The following is a 15942-nucleotide window of genomic DNA, read 5'->3' as shown; positions in this document are numbered from 1 at the left end:
GCGCCCGACCTGATCCGATCATCGCATTACCGCAGCTAGGACACTTCTTAGCCATCACCCCTCAGCGCCTTCCCGTCGACGTCCAGGACGCCCGGATCGGCCGAATCGAGGCCGAGAACCGTAACGCGAAAACCCTGCGTTTATGCATGCGTCCAGCCTTTTCAGCAGTGCAGTAGCGGCGTCCGGTTGGGCGGGGAGGGGGGTCGTGCCCCTCCCCCTTCAGGGGACTTTCGTCAGTCGTCGTCGGGGAGCTGGTCGTGCTCGCCGAGGTCGAGCTTGAAGTGTGTGGTGTAGAAGCCTTCTGGCCATTGGTCGTAGAGGTCGGGCAGTGTGCGCAGGATGCTGTTGCCGAGGCATGAGAGTTCGAAGATGAGCTCTTCGATCCCTTTGCGACCGTATTTGCCGATGTCATCGGGTAGTTCGTCGGTGTAGCTCTCGTATACGTTCTGCCAGAAGGCATCCCAGTCTCCGTCGAAGCAGGCAGCGACGAACATGTGGGCGTCTTCGTGCGGCCCGTGTACAAGGTTCTGGTATCGGGTCTGTGACCAGCTTTCCTCGTCGTCTTCGGCGCAGTGTTCGGTGAGTTCGTGGACGAAGTAGGCGAGGTGGGTGAAGAGGTCGATGAGTGGGTGGGTGTGCTCTTCGATGCCGTAGTCGTTGAGGATGTGCAGGCGCATGGTGGTGTTGCCTTGGCGTGCGCAGCGGACGAGCTGGACGGCGTCGCGGCGTACGGGTCTGCGGTCCATGAGGGTTGAGCGTAGGTGGTTGGTGGGGTTGTCATGGTCTGATCAGTCCGGGGTGGTGTCGGTCTGTGGTTCGTGCTTTGTGGTTGTTGCATGGTGTGCATGCTGCTCTGCAGTTGTCTGGGTCCATGGCTAGGTCTGGCCGGCGTGCTGCGGGGATGGTCTTGTCGACGACTGAGGCGTGGCCGATGCAGATGCCTTCGGTCTTGATCTGGCACTGGTACTGGTCGCGCTGCAGGATGGTGCGTTCGAAGCGTTTCCATGCGCGTGTGCTGGTGATCGTGGATGACGCTGTGCGTGGCCCTTGCCAGGGTGCGGGCTGGTGGCTTGGGCAGTACCGCTGGCCTGGGCTGATGAGGTTGGTGCAGGTGCTGCCGTTGCCTGGGCAGTGGCGTCGGGCCCGGGGCATTGGCCTCTCCCTTCGTGTGAACTTCAAAATAATGTGTCGCCGCCGATGACCGCGCCGAGCACCGAACCCAGCCCCTTGAGCGCATTGATGCCTTGGGTGAACGGGTCCTGCACCTTGGAGTCGTCGCCGATGGACAGGGTGAAGGTGATCGGCTTGGTCCGGTCGTACTCGTACTTGATGGCGTGCGCGCGGTCGACGTAGATGATGCCGTCCTGCTCGAACCCGACCCGGTCATCGAGCAGGATGTCGTGATAGATGGTGAACGGCTTCGACTGCATCACTGAGGTTTTGAACGCCCGGAATGCTCGTTTCTTGTGGCGACCCTGCCGCAGAGTGAGGATCGCGGAGACCGTATAGGCGGTGTTGCCGCGCTCCATGCTCTCCAAATAGCCGAGTTCGCCGGTGTACAACGCCAGGATCGGGTCGGTGTACTTCTGCCACGCCAGCAGCTTGTTGTCGAGCTGACCCTGATACAGCTCTTCCAATCCGGAGCCGATCGGGGGGCCGCCGGTTTGAGCGAACGGGCTGCCGGCGACGAGGACGTTCTGCAGCTGCGATAAACCCCATTTGATCAGGAAGGTCTGGATGTCGTTGACGAGTTTCGGGCTGCGTCCACCGGTCCAGATGGTTTTGACCGGGCCTTTGTGCTGGGTGTAGTTCGATTCGATGATCCCGGAGTATTGGCCGTCGGGGTAGATCGCCCACGGCTTCGGCGGCGCCGCGCCGAGGGCTTTCTGGAAGATCGGGTCGACGGGGATGTCGGGGTCGACGACACCATCCACCTGCCCGTCTGTCGTCGGGAGCACCGTGGTGGTGATCAGGTCGTCCAGCGTGGCCGCGAACAACCCGGTCACACCGTCGGGCGCCAGGCCGGTCAACCCAGCGTGCCCGGAGTGGTCCTCGAACGCCACCATCACGTGATTGCGTTGCGGCCGCGCAAGATCGCCGACAGTGGCCGTGTCGGGGATGTCGGGTAGTCCGGTCCGCTCAAGGAACGCATCGACCATGCCGACCAGAGAGCCGACGATCGGGATCGAGTTCAGCGGGACGTTGGGCATCATCCCGGCCAGCTCGGGCTGCGGGTGGTCGACGTCGTCGGTGAAAACCGTGTAGGCGCGGGCGGTGACGCCGGCGTCCTGCATGATTTCGGCGGCGGCGGTGTGGAAGTCGTTGAACTGACCGGCTAGCACCGTGGTCCGGGACTGGTCCAAGGCCATGTTGACGAACTGCACCTGGATGGGCCACTGGAAGGGGTTGAAGTTCAGGACCGCGCCGGGCCCGAACGGGTTGAGCCAGCCGAACGGGTTCATGACGTTCGTCAGCACCGACAGTCCCGGCTGGAACTGCCGCATCAGGTTGATGAACAGCGTTGTCGCGCAGGCGGTCCGGCAGTTCGCGGGCAGCATCCACATGGATAGCGGCTGCACTTCCGGCGGGAAGAACGGCGTCCCAACCACCAGCACGTGCTTGAGATGCTCGCGCTGCGCCGCCGCGATCAGCTCGACGGTGTGGATACCGGACGAGTCGCGCTTGATGTTGATCGTGTTGATCTTCCCGCCCCACCGGGTCTTCCAGGACAGCCTGCGCGGGTTCACATCGATCGACAGGTGCAGGTCTTCCTCGATCCGCACCGCGTTCCGCACGAAATCAGCCAGGTAGTCTCCACCCCGGATGACTACGCCCGCTTCGCCTGTGTCGGTAGCGATTTCCTCGAATCGGACCGACCGCTCATTACCGATGACTGCGAGCTGATTGAGATCCTTGTCCTGCATCCGCAGCAGCGGGCGCTGCCGGAACGCGTTCTGCAAAGTCCGCGCGCGGGCCTCGTTATAGCGGTAGGCGGCCAGCGGATCCGTCGCCGGAACCGGCCGACCCAAAGCCCCGATCAGCTGATCCTGAAACTTCTGCGCCATGTGGCGGGTGAACTGCAGAGGCATCCGCGTGACGTCATCATCATCCATCAGAGAGACCTCTCGCCGTTGGTGGTTCGCGGCGGCGCGTGGCGCAGCAACAGCTCGGGTTCTCCTGAGACCGTCGTGACTGCGCTTGCCCGTTCCATGTCGGGGTTGACGCCCGTGCGCCGCCGCAAGCCATCGGCGTTTAGCCGCTTTCCAGCGCGATGACGCGCTGTTCGAGTGCGTTGACCGCCACCAGCAGCGCGGCCATCGCCTCGCTCGTGGCGGTCGGGTAAGCCGTGTGCGGTCCCCACGCCGCGCGGACCGCGGCGGTCACTGGCGGCAAGTCATCAGCATCGAAGACTGACTTGCCGACGTTGGGCAGGTATGCAGCGTCCTGTCCGATCGCATTCTTGGGTCTCATCGTCGCGGCTCCTTATCGAAGTGGCTTGACAGTTGGTGGCTTGTCGCCGATCTGCGGGATGATGCGGCGCCCGTACGTCACCTTGGCCGGCGGCGGCTTCTGCATCGGCGTCGGCATCGGGTTAGCGCGCATCGCGCGCTGCTCCCACAACTGGCGCAGCTGCTGCTCAGTCGGCACCCACGGGTGCGCGCGGCTCGTCGCCAACCACAGCAACAACTGCGGCTGCTCAGCCGGCCACGGCTCATAGCGGGGCTTACTGCCGCCCACCCGGGTCACCTGAATCTCGCTGCCGCCGGTCCGCCACTGCGGCCACAAGTCATCGAGATTGCGGAGGTACAGGTCCGAGGCGTGGTCCTCGCCGCCGTACGCCGGCCTCGACCGGGTCACCGATTCCGTTGCCGTGTAGGACATTTGGAACCTGCGAAGTTGTTCGTAGTCATCGACCAGAGTGATGAGCCGTTTCCACGCCGGTCCGAGGTCCGCGGCGATCGCCTTCTCCGCGCTACGAACAGGACCCAACTCGTCGGCAACTTCCACCACATCGTCGAGTAACGCCTCGAGCTCGGGTTGAAGCGCGGCCAGCACCTGATTCTTGATAGACGCCGCCGCCACCCGGGCTTGACTCTGCGCGGAAGAAATGAACTCCATCAGGACCGCCCGGCGCCGCTTGTGCCGCTCTTCTGCGTCCTTGCGATCGATCAACGCGTCAATCCATTCTTCACGGACCTCGCCGATCGTGAACGGGTCCAGCTGCTCAGCCTTCTCAGCAGCGGGACTCTTCGGCGGGGACGCGATCAGCTGCTGCGCCGCGGCGACCAGCTTTTGAGCGGTGAAGTACTCGGCCGGAAGAAGGTCGCGCTCAATCTTGCTGAGACGCTCGGACATCGTCGTGGTCATGCGTTGCCCCGCTTACCGAAACGCTTCTCCGCGGCGGCCCGCCCGCTGTCGCCCGTGGGCTGGCTGCTGACTTTGGCGATCAACTCGTCGCGCTCGGAGGCGGGTAGCTCGGTCAGGTACTGCTCGACGACGCCCCGGAATACTTCGTCGGTGCTCATCTGGCGCTCCTAGCGTCGGCGTATTCAGTGACAGTTCTGCGGCTGAAAACCCAACAACCTGAAGGCTTGTCGCCTTCCAAGTCGAGCCCGAGGTTTCGGACTTGGCGGGTGGTACAGCCCAGAATCGCGGCGGCTTCGTTGACACCGATGAGGTCGTCGCGGTCCTGGCCTGATTGTGCGCCAACCACCGCACAGTCACTTCCGGACGCGGAAATCGCGCGCAGCAGGTCAAACACCCGCGCCGGGATCGGCGCACCAGTCCGTTGCCGACGCCACACCATCTCCGCCACACAATCCCGAATCAAACGGGCCTGGCTATCACTGATCTCCATCAGCCACCCCACGCTGTCGAGTGTGCCAATTCGCGTGCACCGATGAAAAAGTCTGTGCCGCAAAACCGCCAGGAGATTAGCCAGGGCTCCCCAGGAGCTATCCAAAGCGCAAGGTTGAAGTCATGCTCCTGATATCCGAGGAAAACATCCAGCGGTACTGGGGACTCTTGGGCCAGCCGAGACAAGGTGCAGGCCAGCGGTAACCCCAATTCCTTTGGATCAAAAACTGTTTCGCTGAAGACATAGTCGGCAGGGAACGGCCGAGATATCGGCGGTTCTGGATCAACGATGAGATCAAGGTCGTGGTTGCTCGGCCAACGGCCAAACTGCCAGAGCCTGTACTGCGGACTCGGTACCATTACCCGCCGCCCCGATCGTCGTCTTAGGACCACCCATAACCCGTCAACCGTTGGCCTCATGGCGCGTCACCGACGTTTTCGCACAACAAGATGCGTCTCACCACCGTTCGTCCTCCGGGTGGGGATCGAGGGCGTTTGCCCCGATGTCGACGCCGTCGACCGGCTTGATTCCCGCGGCGCCGGCTTCCTCGTTGACGCCGTGCAGTTTCGCGACGCGGTCGCTCCATGCCTTGGCTCGTGCCTCGGCCAGCTGGACGCGGATGTCGTAGTTGGATCCGCTGATCTCGATCTCCTGCAGCAGCATCGGCACGACGAGGCTGGCGATCGTCGATAGCGCAGACATGGCGAGGAGGAACATCTGCCCGGTGTCCCCACTGACCATGCTGAAGTAGCGGGACCGGACTTCGTCAAGCTGCTTAGGGTCGTCTCCGCAGTCGAGGATGTCGAAAGCCAGCCTCGCGCCGTACATTTCCCGCGCAGTCAGGTTCGGCAGGGCTACTGCGTCGCCGGTGCGCCCCGTGCTGTCGCACAGCGGCAACGCTGTGACGTGGTTCTCCCACGGCTCTTCGAGCATCGACCAGCCGCGCGCCTCTTCAGCGTCCGACCGGGCCTTCGCCAGGCGCTGCGGCTGAGTCTCTTTCGCCCGCTCAATTTCCTCGATGCGCCGTCGCAGAACGTCGTGAGTCGTCATATGTCGTTCCTTTCATTGGGGGCTAAGACAATTCGGCATTCAGCGCAGATGCCAGTGGTGTTGGCGGAGTTGAGGTCCGCGCCGCACGCGCAGGAGGTGACATCCAGAGATTGCCGGGGCTGGTACCTCGCCTGCCTCGCTTCCTCGTTTTCGCTGGTCAGAGGGCTTGGATTTGGCGAGGTAGATGTTGGGTTGAAATCTGTCTCTACCTCGCCTAACTCGCCTTGCCTCGCCTGCCTCGCCACTGGAAAGCCGTTGACCTGCGATGACGAGTTAGGCGAGGGTGGCGAGGTAGCTTCCGGGTCCTTCTCTGGAGGCGTAAGTTTCCAGAGCGTCACGTTGCGTTTGTTGTGCCCGGCGTCGTTCTCAACGACCCACCCTTGTGACCGCAGAGCTGGGGCATGGCGGGTAAGCAATCCGGTGACGGTGCGTGCGCGTTTGGGCCACTCCCGCGGCCGCCGCCACTCTGCATCCCTGCCGGATTCCAGCAGCCGGAGTAGGTCGGCTGATGAGTGATCCTCGACGGGCTGGTTGCGGTCGATCAATGCTGCGATGAACGGGTCCCCCAGGGTGTCGGCGGCAACGCGGCGCATCCGTTCCCGATATCGGCTGAGTCCGTCCGTGTGGTGGATCTCGTCGACAGCCTGGAGGACGCGCCCGAAGTCAGCCATGCGGGGCAAGTTGTCCATATGGACTGACGGCAAGCGGCGGTGCACTTTGGCGGCCAGGTCAAGCAAGCCTGTGAAGGCTCTGCGCCGCGTGCCCTCCCAGGCAGTGGCGAGGTCGGCCTCGGTACGCCGGCGCCGCGACGGGATCCTGCCCAGGTCGACCGCGGCGATCCTTTCACCGAGGTCTCCCTGATCAATCGACAAGTCGACGCCGTTGATGATCAGGCACCGCCGGAATTTCAGCACCGCAACGTCAGCGTCGGTGTAGAGAGCTCGGCGCACGTCACCGTCTCCCGTTGAGGCTCGGCACAAGGAGTCGGACAACCACTGCTGCGGGCTGCCGCTCAAATTGTCCAGTGCGACAACCCAACTGGCCGACGCGGCCGTGACCCAACTGTCAGGGTCCCGCGGTGGTTTCCTCAGCGGCACCGGTGACGGATCGATCAGGTCAACCAGGGTGCGAGTGACGGAGGATTTCGCGCTGCCCTGCTCGGCCATCAGCGCCAGGATCGGATGCGGCGCATCGGGTGTGACCCAAGCGGCCACCAGGTAGGCCAGAACGATTGGCCGGTCGGCCTGATCGATAGGGACGAACTGCCACAGACAGTCCAGGTCCCCGGTGCCCGGATGGGGAAGGGGCATCCGGCCGGTCAGCTTGGTGCGCCGGAACATTACGGGTGCGGCGGCGACGATTTTCCAGCTTCCGTCGCTGATTTCAATGATCCGGCCGGCGCTGTCTCCCATGTCGAGATAGACCGCGCCGCTGCGGCCTTGCGCGACACGTAGGTGCAGCGGCACCCGATCCTGTTGCGCGGACTTACCTTCTAAAACCATGCACGCGTCGGCTAACGCCTGCTGAGAGGGCACCGCATTGTGCAGTTCGAAGTATTTGCGGGCAAGTTCTGCCCGGAGTCCCGTTCGGCCGCCGCGCAACGGCAGTGCGATATGTGGTTGCACCGCAAGGGTCCCGAACGGTTCCTCTTGATCAGACAGCCCTAGTTTGTACTGGGCTAGGGCGAGGTCTACGAGCTGAGCGGATTGCGACCGCTTCGGCCGCTGCTTGTCGTCGGGTTCGGTCACGCAACTGCACCGCCAGTTTCGGCCCAAACCTGTTCGGCGATCGCGCGGTCATCGCCACCGTTCGTCCACAACCGTTGCAGTACCTCGAGCGGGACCAGCGGTGGCCCAATCGGCAGTGTCCGCTCGATCGCAGCCCGCCAAGCGTCGATCGCCTTCTCGCTGAGGGGCGGTGTCGGGTTGTGGCATCGGCACGAGATCGGGTCCCGGGCGCCGCAGCAGTCGGTGAATCGTACGAGCCGCTGGGAGGCTTCGCGACGTCGACGCAGCTGGCTAGCCGTGTCCTGCGGGAATTTCCACGTGCACGGCACCCAGCACAGCCGCCGGCCAGGCGGTACGCTCTCAGTATCTGCTGCTATTTGGGGAGCCGTCCGGGTGCCAACCGGGCGGCTTTCTCGTTCCGGTGGCCCATTCTGTTGCTCGGTCATCTACGCGGCACCGCCGACGTCGGCGCTCTCGCCGCTATCGTCTTCGCTTTCTTCAGGTCTGCAAATCTTGTCCAGGAATGCGTCGAGGCTTTCGCCCGTTATGAATGCCCTACTGCCGATGTTCACCTTCGTCAGGAGGCCCTTGTCGACAAGCCCGTAGATCGTTGTTCGTCCGACGCCGCCGAGAGCTCCGCGCGTTTCATCAATTGGCACCAGGCGTTTGACCAGATGACTCATTGCCGTTCGTTCCTGTCTCTTCGTGTTCGCTGGTGTGTGAACGTGTATTGACAGCGTGACACTGCAATGAGATGGTGTCCCTATCACTACTCGGCTTTCTGCTGATATGGAGAGGGGCACCGATTGGTTGCCGCGCTCGCACGGATACCAGTCCATGACGCAAGCCACGGTGGCCTCGTCGGATGGGTGATGTGGGACGAATTCGCTGCGGAGCTCGCCGACGTGAACGGCGTACTGCTGCCTTCAGAGTTCCATCTTCGGTACCCAGGCGGTTCTAACTCTGGTCAGCCAGCACTGACGATAAGTTTCGCCGTCCGCATGGGCGCCATCGTTTGCACCGGAGTGAACATCGAGGCGAATCCTCAAGGGCGCGAAGTGCTTCCGAAGGATCTAGATAGTGTGCGTAGTAAGTTCTCACACTGGAGCGAGGTAGCCGCGACGGCCATTCTCGCGAATAGGCCTGGGCTCAACCAGGAGGATGCCCGCGGAATCTACCGCGCCAATCGCAAGCAGTCGCGTCGCAAGATCACCGACGAACTGCTGCATGAGGTTGCGGTGCTGTACCGCGACAACGTTTCGGGCAACGCGTGGGAGGCAATCACCTCCCGATTTGGAGTATCGGAGGCAACCGCCGGCCGCTACATCGGACTTGCGCGCAAAGCTGGACTGCTCCCTGCCACGGTCCCAGGAAAGAAGAAAGCGTGAGCAGATGAGTCGTCAACAGCTTCCCCCCCAGATCAAGAAGATCGAAGTGACCGACCGCCGCACGGGGAAACACGTTGTGCGTTACCAACTTACAGTCGACTCCGGGAAGTCGGCGGACGGCAGACGTCAGCAGATTCGCCGGCGCTACGCATCTGAGCGCGAAGCGCGGGATGCCCTGGCCGAGACGACCGGAGGTGTCCTGGATGGCACGTTCGTTCCTCGCTCAGCACTGACCCTTGAGCAGGCCTGCAGTGAGTGGCTTGCCGGCATGCACGATATAGAGCCAACGACCCGCGCCGCGTACACCCACGCTCTTCAGCCACTCCGGTCTCGTCACGGCGATATGCCGGCGCAGCAGTTGACGAAAGCGCACCTTGACCAACTGGTCACCGACCTCGTGTCCGGGTCGTTCCCCGACCACAAGAAGGCATGGACAGCGAATTCCATTAATCCGATGTTGAACTTGGTCTCGCGGGTGCTGACTGGATTAATCAAGCAAGGTGCGCTTTCGCGGGATGTTGCTGCGTTGGTGAAGAGGCTGAAGAGACCGGAGCCCAAGTTGACCACCTTTACCGAGAAAGAAGTCAGGCGCCTGCTGAAGCACGTCGAGAGCGATCGCCTCGGCCATGCGTGGCATCTCGCCCTGGCCGGGCTTCGGCGGGGCGAGATCAGTGGACTGCTGTGGTCGGATGTCCACCTGGACGAGAATCGCGACGCGGGGACGCTGACGATCGCGCACAACCGGGTGTCGGTCGGCGGCAAGATTCACGACACGAGCCCGAAAACGGAGCGGTCCGCTCGGACACTGCCCTTAACTCCTGCGTTGGCGAAATCGTTGAAGCGGGCAAAAGCGATTCAGGCATCTGAACGGCTGCGGCTGGGACCGCACTACCTCGGTGATGGGGGACAGGTCGTTGTCGACGACGCCGGCCGCCCATACCACCCCGACACCCTGTCCGATTTCTGGCGCGAGGTATGTGAAGCAGCCAAGGTGCGGCGGATTCGGCTGCATGACGCGCGCCATTCGTGCGCGAGCATCATGCACGCCCAGGGCGTGCCGATCGCCGTGATTTCCGCGTGGCTCGGGCACGCCGACCCGGCGTTCACGATGCGCACTTACGTGCACGCTCAGGACGACGCGCTGAAAGCGGCCGCAGCCACTTTGCAGCGGGTTGTGACACGGTCGTGACACCGAGGCCTCCCTCGAACTGTCTTTCGGTCGTCCCATAGCAGTGTTTACGCAGCTCAGACGCGCCGACTCATGGAGCCCCCTGTCAGGATTGAACTGACGACCGCTCGCTTACAAGGCGAGTGCTCTACCACTGAGCTAAGGAGGCCGGCAAAGCCGGTGCCAGCCTAGTCGGGGTTGACGATGCGTTGCGAGCGCACCGACCGCGACGACGAGCGGGGCCGCCGGCCCGGCAGCGGGATGCGGTCGGCGATGGTGCTCAGCGGGTTGACCACCATGGTCAGCGAGATGACGGCTTCCTGCAGGGTCGCGATCGCCGGTTCCAGTGCCTCCATCCCGGGCGCCAGTCGGGCCAGGGTGTCGGCCACGTCGGCCAGTTGCTCGAGCGGACCGTTCTTGGCCGTCAGCTTGTCGACCAGCCCGCCTTCGGAGAGCAACTTGTCGGCCAACCCGTCCTCGGCCAGAACCCGCTCGATCAGGCCGTCATTGGCCAGCAACTGGTCGGCCAGGCCGCCCGGTTGCAGGGCGCGTTGCAACCCACCGCCCTCGGCGGTCAGCCGGTCGATCAGGCCTCCCTCCGACGTCAGCAGGTCGACCACCCCGCCGGGGCGCAGCATTCGGTCCATCGGCCCGTTGGGTGCCACCGCGCGTCCCAGCGGCATGTCGTCGTCAAGCAATCGGGCCAGCCGGTTGGCGCGCGCCAGGGCGTCGTCGATGCCCAGCATGTTGGCCATGGCGTTGGATCCCCGCGGCCCGGTGGTGTCACCGAGTACCTGCTTGGCGAGACCAACCGCGGCCCCGGCCAGGTTCAGGCTCGCCTCGGCGGCGGCCAGGCCGGTTCGGGCCGGCGCAGTCGCCAGCGCCATGACGGATTTGGCGAGATTCATTCTGCTGAGTCTATTCGCGACGCGCCCGAGAAATCCCGTGCGGGTCTGAGTCAATTTCCTCGATCCTGGCAGACTACTAGCGGTCGACATTGAGCCGCGAAGCAAACGCACGAGTTAGGGCGGGGAGACTGACGCCATGACACTGGGCAACCCGAACGAGATGACCCAACCGGAAGCTCGGATCCTCGTCGTCGACGACGAGGCCAACATCGTCGAATTGCTCTCGGTGAGTCTGAAATTCCAGGGATTCGAGGTTTTCACCGCGAGCAACGGGACCCAAGCGCTGGATCGTGCCCGCGAAGCCAAGCCGGACGCGCTGATCCTCGACGTGATGATGCCGGGCATGGACGGCTTCGGTCTGTTGCGGCGACTGCGCGACGACGGCGTCGATGCACCCGCCTTGTTCTTGACGGCGCGAGACTCGTTGCAGGACAAGATCGCCGGGCTCACACTCGGCGGCGACGACTACGTGACCAAGCCGTTCAGCCTGGAAGAGGTCGTTGCCCGGCTGCGGGTGATCCTGCGGCGCGCCGGCAAGGGCCGCGCCAATGAGCCACGCAAAACCCGGCTTTCGTTCGCCGACATCGAACTCGACGAGGAGACCCACGAAGTGTGGAAGGCCGGCGAGCCGGTTTCGTTGTCTCCCACCGAATTCACGCTACTGCGTTACTTCGTGATCAACGCCGGCACGGTGCTGAGCAAACCGAAGATCCTGGATCACGTGTGGCGCTACGACTTTGGCGGCGACGTCAACGTCGTCGAGTCCTACGTGTCCTATCTGCGCCGCAAGGTCGACACCGGCGAGAAGCGACTGCTGCACACCCTGCGGGGCGTCGGCTACGTGTTGCGGGAGCCGCGCTGAGCGTGGCCGGCACCGAAACCGTAAGACGGTATCGACGCGCGGTGCCGTTGCGGGTAGGCCTGGTTGCGGCGACCTTGGTGCTGGTGTCGTGCGGTCTGCTGGCATCTGGTGTGGCCGTCACGTCGATCCTGCGGCACAGCCTGATCAGCCGGATCGATTCGACGTTGCTCGATGCCACCCGCACGTGGGCGCAGGCGCCGTGGAAACACACCCGGCCCAATGGGGAAAGCCCCGACCCGGCCCGCCCGCCGTCGAAGTTCTACGTCCGTGCGATCGGACCCGACGGGCAGCGCATGACGGCCATCAACGACCGCAATGCCGAACCGGCGTTGCCGCCCGACAACGACGTCGGACCCAATCCGACGACGTTGCCGTCGGTCGACGACTCCGACATCGAGTGGCGCGCGGTCTCGGTGCGCGGCCCGCAGGGGGGCCTGACCACCGTGGCCATCGACCTGTCCGACGTCGACCACACGGTCCGCGCGCTGGTCCTACTGCAGGCCGGCATCGGCGCCGCGGTGCTGGTGGTGGTCGGGATCGCCGGCTTCGCGGTGGTGCACCGGAGCCTGCGACCGTTGACCGAAGTCGAGCAGACCGCGGCCTCGATCGCGGCGGGTCAACTGGATCGTCGCGTCACCGAGCGCGACCCCCGCACCGAAGTTGGCCGACTGTCGTTGGCGCTCAACGGAATGCTCGCCCAGATTCAGCAGGCTGTGGCGGCTTCCGAGACGTCGGCTGAAGCCGCGCGCGGTTCCGAGGAGCGGATGCGACGGTTCATCACCGACGCCAGCCACGAGTTACGTACCCCGTTGACCACGATCCGCGGGTTCGCAGAACTCTACCGGCAGGGTGCCGCCAGCGACGTGTCGATGTTGCTCGCGCGGATCGAAAGCGAAGCCGGCCGGATGGGATTGCTGGTCGAGGACCTGCTGATGCTGGCCCGCCTGGATGTGCAACGTCCGCTGGAAAAGGGTCCGGTGGACCTGTTGGCGCTGGCCATCGACGCCGTGCACGACGGGCGCGCCATCGATCCCGAGCGCAGCATCACCATGGAGGTGCTCGACGGTCCCGGCACCCCGGAGGTGCTCGGTGACGAACCCCGGTTGCGCCAGGTGCTGAGCAATCTGGTGGCCAACGCGATCCAGCACACGCCCGAGACCGCTCATATCACCGTGCGGGTGGGCACCGTCGGCGACGACGCCGTGCTCGAGGTCGCCGACACCGGGCCCGGCATGAGCCAGGAGGATGCGCAGCGCGTCTTCGAGCGGTTCTATCGCACCGACTCGTCGCGGGCCCGCGCGACCGGCGGCAGCGGGCTGGGGCTGTCGATCGTCGACTCGCTGGTACGGGCGCACGACGGCGCCGTCACGGTCACCACCGCACCCGGCGAGGGATGCTGCTTCCGGGTCACCCTGCCCCGAGTCGACGACGTGCGCGCCTCGGTGGGGTGAGATCGCCGCTCGCCGTGAGTTGTCGGTGGGCGCTGCGATGATGACGTCATGTCCGCAACGGCTGAGCCGTTGAACGAGGTCAAGCGCATTGATGTGCTGTTTGAGGAGTTCGCGGAGTTGGCTGGTCAGCGCAATGCCATTGATGTCCCACCCTGTCCCGGGCCTACCGGCGAACGCGCCGACTGGTGGTGGTACACACCCTACGACCCGACGAGAAACTAACGCCGACAACAACATCGGCGACTTTCGGTCAAACGCGCCTGTGGTCGGCTAGGAGCCCTGCAGTTGGGCCAGCGCCGCCTTGATCTTCGCTTGCGCTTCGTCGAGCGACTGTTCCGACGGGTTGCGATCGACATTGGCGAAACCGAAGTCACCCAAGCTGCGAGTCGGGAACACGTGGACGTGCAGGTGCGGTACTTCCAGACCGGCGATGATCACCCCTGCACGCTCCGCCGAGAACGCCTTGGTCACCGCCTTGCCGATCAGCTGGCACACCTCCATGACCCGCGCGAAAGCGGCGCCGTCCACGCTCTGCCACTGATCTATTTCTTCCCGCGGCACCACCAGCGTGTGCCCTTGGGTCATGGGTTCGATCGTCAGGAACGCGACGACGTCGTCGTCTTCATAGACGAAGCGGCCGGGTAGTTCACGGTTGATGATCTTGGTGAAGATCGATGCCATTGCCTCAGCATAGGTGCGCTGTCGACGCGCCATCCGTGGGCATCCGGAATCTTGAGGAACTAGGGGGCCCGGAGCGCGCGTCAACCGGTGGCACGCGCCGCCAACTTCGGCAGCGTGTACGCGACAACGACGACGGGAAGCTTGGCCGTCGCTTCGCGAACCGTTGATATAGAGCAGGATTCGTGTGACTGGCTTACGAAACCAGGGGAAGGATGTCCGGGCGGCCGGCGTGGACGTACCCGACGCCGGCTGACGTGACGCCGAATCGTTAACGCTCCGTTGCGGTGTCGTACTCAACGGTCGCCACACTGCCAGGTGACCCAAACCGCGGGAGGGCACCTTGGCGCGATGGCCGAAGGAACTGTTGGCAATTGCGCTGGCAGTGCTGACCGCATGGGCTGTCTCCCTGCTTCCGGCCATCACCCCCGCCCGCGCCGCCGACGCATTCGGGCCGCTGGCGCCGCCTAATCCGTACATGGCACCCAACGGTCTTGCGTCCATGCACAACGACGCGGGATCTGCGGACGCCGGGCCGCTACCAGGACCCGGTGCCCGCCTGGTCCCGATCTTGGCGTTCCCGCTGCTGGCGGCCTGCCCGACCATCACGCAGGGCACCGACGGCCTGGTGCTGGCACTGTGCACCACGATCACCCAGCAGGCTCCGGTGCTGCACCTGATCGACCCCGGAGGCGTTCTGCCGCAAGTGATTCCGCTGGCCAGCATGGACATCGCCAAAGGCGGACTGCTCGGCGGTGTCTATGCGTACCTGGACAACAACAACCAGATGGTGCTGATCGACGGCACCAACCATCTCCTTCGCGTCGCGCACAGCAGGGACGAACGGGGCGCTTGGCACCTGGTCGTCACCGAGTCCACCGACCTGTCCGGCGCGATACCGTCCGGCGACAGCTCGGTCGGTGTCGTCCCCGACTATTTGGGCAACGTCTGGTTCGCCACCGGCAACGGCGTGGTGGGTGTCGCGAAGGTCGGCGGCGGCGTTGCCAGCCTGCAGCTGCCCGCCGGACAGCAAGTGGCGAACAGTATTTCGGCCTCGCCACAAAACCGGGTTGCGGTGGCCACCACGCACGCCCTCTACGAGATCAACCTCAACGGTGGCGGCAACCCCCAGGTCCTGTGGAGCCAGAACTACGACCGCGGGCCGGCACGCAAACCCGGACAACTGAGTTGGGGAACCGGTTCCACTCCAACCTATTTCGGTCCCACCGGCGCCGATTACCTGACCATCGTCGACAATGCCGAACCGCAGGTGCATGCGCTGGTCTACCAATCCGGCACCGGAAACCTGGTTTGTCAGCAGACGGTGCTGACACAGGGCGGGCCGGGTAGCGAGAATTCACCCATCGGTGTCGGCAATTCGATGTTCATCGCCAGCACCTACGGCTACCCCTATCCGGCGGTGCCGCCGAACGCCGGTCCGGCGGTTCCCCCGACGGCGCCGTTCGTCGGAGGCATGACCAGAGTCGACATGAACAACCCGGGTCCGGGTTGTCATACGGTGTGGGAGAGCAAAGTTCGCAGCGCCGCGTTGCCGCATCTGTCCACCGGAGACGGCCTGATCTACACGATTACGCGTATCGGGCTGGACCAGACGACACCGGCGGACCTGTTCGCCTACGCCGTCATCGACCCCAACACCGGCAGCCTGGTGTACCAGCAACCCAAGTCGGCCACCTTGCTCAGCGATCCGATTCAAACCTCGTCGATGGTGCTGATGGGCAACAAGATCATGCAGGGCAACATCACCGGCATCGGCCGCATCGGCTAGTCCCACGGCCGAGCAGACGCAAAAGCCCCCAAAAACCTGCGGTTTTGGGGGCTTTTGCGTCTG

16 protein-coding genes and 1 tRNA gene are annotated in these 15942 nt (G+C 64.2%); 5 read left to right on the top strand and 12 right to left on the bottom strand.

Annotation, left to right across the window (positions count from 1 at the left end; translation table 11 throughout):
- Window positions 1-233: 233 nt before the first annotated feature.
- The 9 genes from AC5Y47_RS09200 to AC5Y47_RS09160 all read right to left on the bottom strand — a co-directional run bounded on the left by AC5Y47_RS09200 (window position 234) and on the right by AC5Y47_RS09160 (window position 8318).
- On the bottom strand, window positions 234-746 hold the full coding sequence (locus AC5Y47_RS09200; protein WP_499943613.1) for a hypothetical protein: 513 nt from the start codon (window positions 744-746) through the stop codon (window positions 234-236).
- 429 nt (window positions 747-1175) lie between these two features.
- Window positions 1176-3113 (bottom strand): Gp37-like protein, encoded by a 1938-nt coding sequence (locus tag AC5Y47_RS09195; protein ID WP_499943611.1) that lies wholly within the window; start codon window positions 3111-3113, stop codon window positions 1176-1178.
- Window positions 3114-3252: 139 nt separating this feature from the next.
- On the bottom strand, window positions 3253-3471 hold the full coding sequence (locus tag AC5Y47_RS09190) for a hypothetical protein (protein WP_499943610.1): 219 nt from the start codon (window positions 3469-3471) through the stop codon (window positions 3253-3255).
- A 12-nt stretch (window positions 3472-3483) separates the two neighbouring features.
- A complete protein-coding gene (locus tag AC5Y47_RS09185; RefSeq protein ID WP_499943609.1) occupies window positions 3484-4368 on the bottom strand; it encodes a hypothetical protein in 885 nt (294 codons plus the stop codon).
- A complete protein-coding gene (locus tag AC5Y47_RS09180) occupies window positions 4365-4526 on the bottom strand; it encodes a hypothetical protein (protein WP_499943608.1) in 162 nt (53 codons plus the stop codon). The genes AC5Y47_RS09185 and AC5Y47_RS09180 overlap by 4 nt, the downstream gene beginning before the upstream one ends.
- Window positions 4523-4870, bottom strand: coding sequence for a hypothetical protein (locus tag AC5Y47_RS09175; protein WP_499943607.1), 348 nt, complete (start codon window positions 4868-4870; stop codon window positions 4523-4525). The genes AC5Y47_RS09180 and AC5Y47_RS09175 overlap by 4 nt, the downstream gene beginning before the upstream one ends.
- 444 nt (window positions 4871-5314) lie before the next feature.
- Window positions 5315-5908, bottom strand: a complete 594-nt coding sequence (locus AC5Y47_RS09170) for a hypothetical protein (RefSeq protein WP_499943606.1) — start codon at window positions 5906-5908, stop codon at window positions 5315-5317.
- Window positions 5905-7656 (bottom strand): AICE element replication initiation protein, encoded by a 1752-nt coding sequence (locus AC5Y47_RS09165; protein WP_499943605.1) that lies wholly within the window; start codon window positions 7654-7656, stop codon window positions 5905-5907. Before AC5Y47_RS09165 ends, AC5Y47_RS09170 begins: the two co-directional genes overlap by 4 nt.
- 425 nt (window positions 7657-8081) lie before the next feature.
- A complete protein-coding gene (locus AC5Y47_RS09160; protein WP_499943604.1) occupies window positions 8082-8318 on the bottom strand; it encodes a helix-turn-helix domain-containing protein in 237 nt (78 codons plus the stop codon).
- A gap of 189 nt (window positions 8319-8507) precedes the next feature.
- On the opposite strand from AC5Y47_RS09160, the gene AC5Y47_RS09155 reads away from it, so the two are divergent.
- Together AC5Y47_RS09155 and AC5Y47_RS09150 are read left to right on the top strand one after the other, a co-directional pair.
- Window positions 8508-9023, top strand: coding sequence for a hypothetical protein (locus AC5Y47_RS09155; RefSeq protein ID WP_499943603.1), 516 nt, complete (start codon window positions 8508-8510; stop codon window positions 9021-9023).
- 4 nt (window positions 9024-9027) lie between these two features.
- Complete coding sequence (locus AC5Y47_RS09150) at window positions 9028-10212, top strand: tyrosine-type recombinase/integrase (RefSeq protein WP_499943602.1); 1185 nt, start codon at window positions 9028-9030, stop codon at window positions 10210-10212.
- A 73-nt stretch (window positions 10213-10285) separates the two neighbouring features.
- On the opposite strand, the gene AC5Y47_RS09145 is transcribed toward AC5Y47_RS09150, so the two are convergent.
- Window positions 10286-10360 (bottom strand) — tRNA-Thr (locus AC5Y47_RS09145).
- A 19-nt stretch (window positions 10361-10379) separates the two neighbouring features.
- Window positions 10380-11099 carry a hypothetical protein gene (locus AC5Y47_RS09140; RefSeq protein WP_499943601.1) on the bottom strand — a complete coding sequence of 240 codons (720 nt, stop codon included), beginning with the start codon at window positions 11097-11099 and terminating at the stop codon, window positions 10380-10382.
- 136 nt (window positions 11100-11235) lie between these two features.
- On the opposite strand from AC5Y47_RS09140, the gene AC5Y47_RS09135 reads away from it, so the two are divergent.
- Window positions 11236-11961 carry a response regulator transcription factor gene (locus AC5Y47_RS09135; RefSeq protein WP_499943600.1) on the top strand — a complete coding sequence of 242 codons (726 nt, stop codon included), beginning with the start codon at window positions 11236-11238 and terminating at the stop codon, window positions 11959-11961.
- A 2-nt stretch (window positions 11962-11963) separates the two neighbouring features.
- Window positions 11964-13412 (top strand): sensor histidine kinase, encoded by a 1449-nt coding sequence (locus AC5Y47_RS09130; RefSeq protein WP_499943599.1) that lies wholly within the window; start codon window positions 11964-11966, stop codon window positions 13410-13412.
- Between the two features lie 270 nt (window positions 13413-13682).
- On the opposite strand, the gene AC5Y47_RS09125 is transcribed toward AC5Y47_RS09130, so the two are convergent.
- A complete protein-coding gene (locus AC5Y47_RS09125; protein ID WP_499943598.1) occupies window positions 13683-14093 on the bottom strand; it encodes an HIT family protein in 411 nt (136 codons plus the stop codon).
- 340 nt (window positions 14094-14433) lie between these two features.
- On the opposite strand from AC5Y47_RS09125, the gene AC5Y47_RS09120 reads away from it, so the two are divergent.
- The gene (locus tag AC5Y47_RS09120) at window positions 14434-15879 is read left to right on the top strand and encodes a hypothetical protein (protein WP_499943597.1); all 1446 of its coding nucleotides are present in this window, start codon (window positions 14434-14436) and stop codon (window positions 15877-15879) included.
- The last annotated feature ends 63 nt before the right edge of the window (window positions 15880-15942 follow it).

The sequence above is a fragment of the Mycobacterium sp. NGS22 genome, assembly GCF_059813095.1.
Note: the sequence above shows the minus strand (reverse complement) of the source record. Positions and strands in the feature narration are given on the sequence as shown.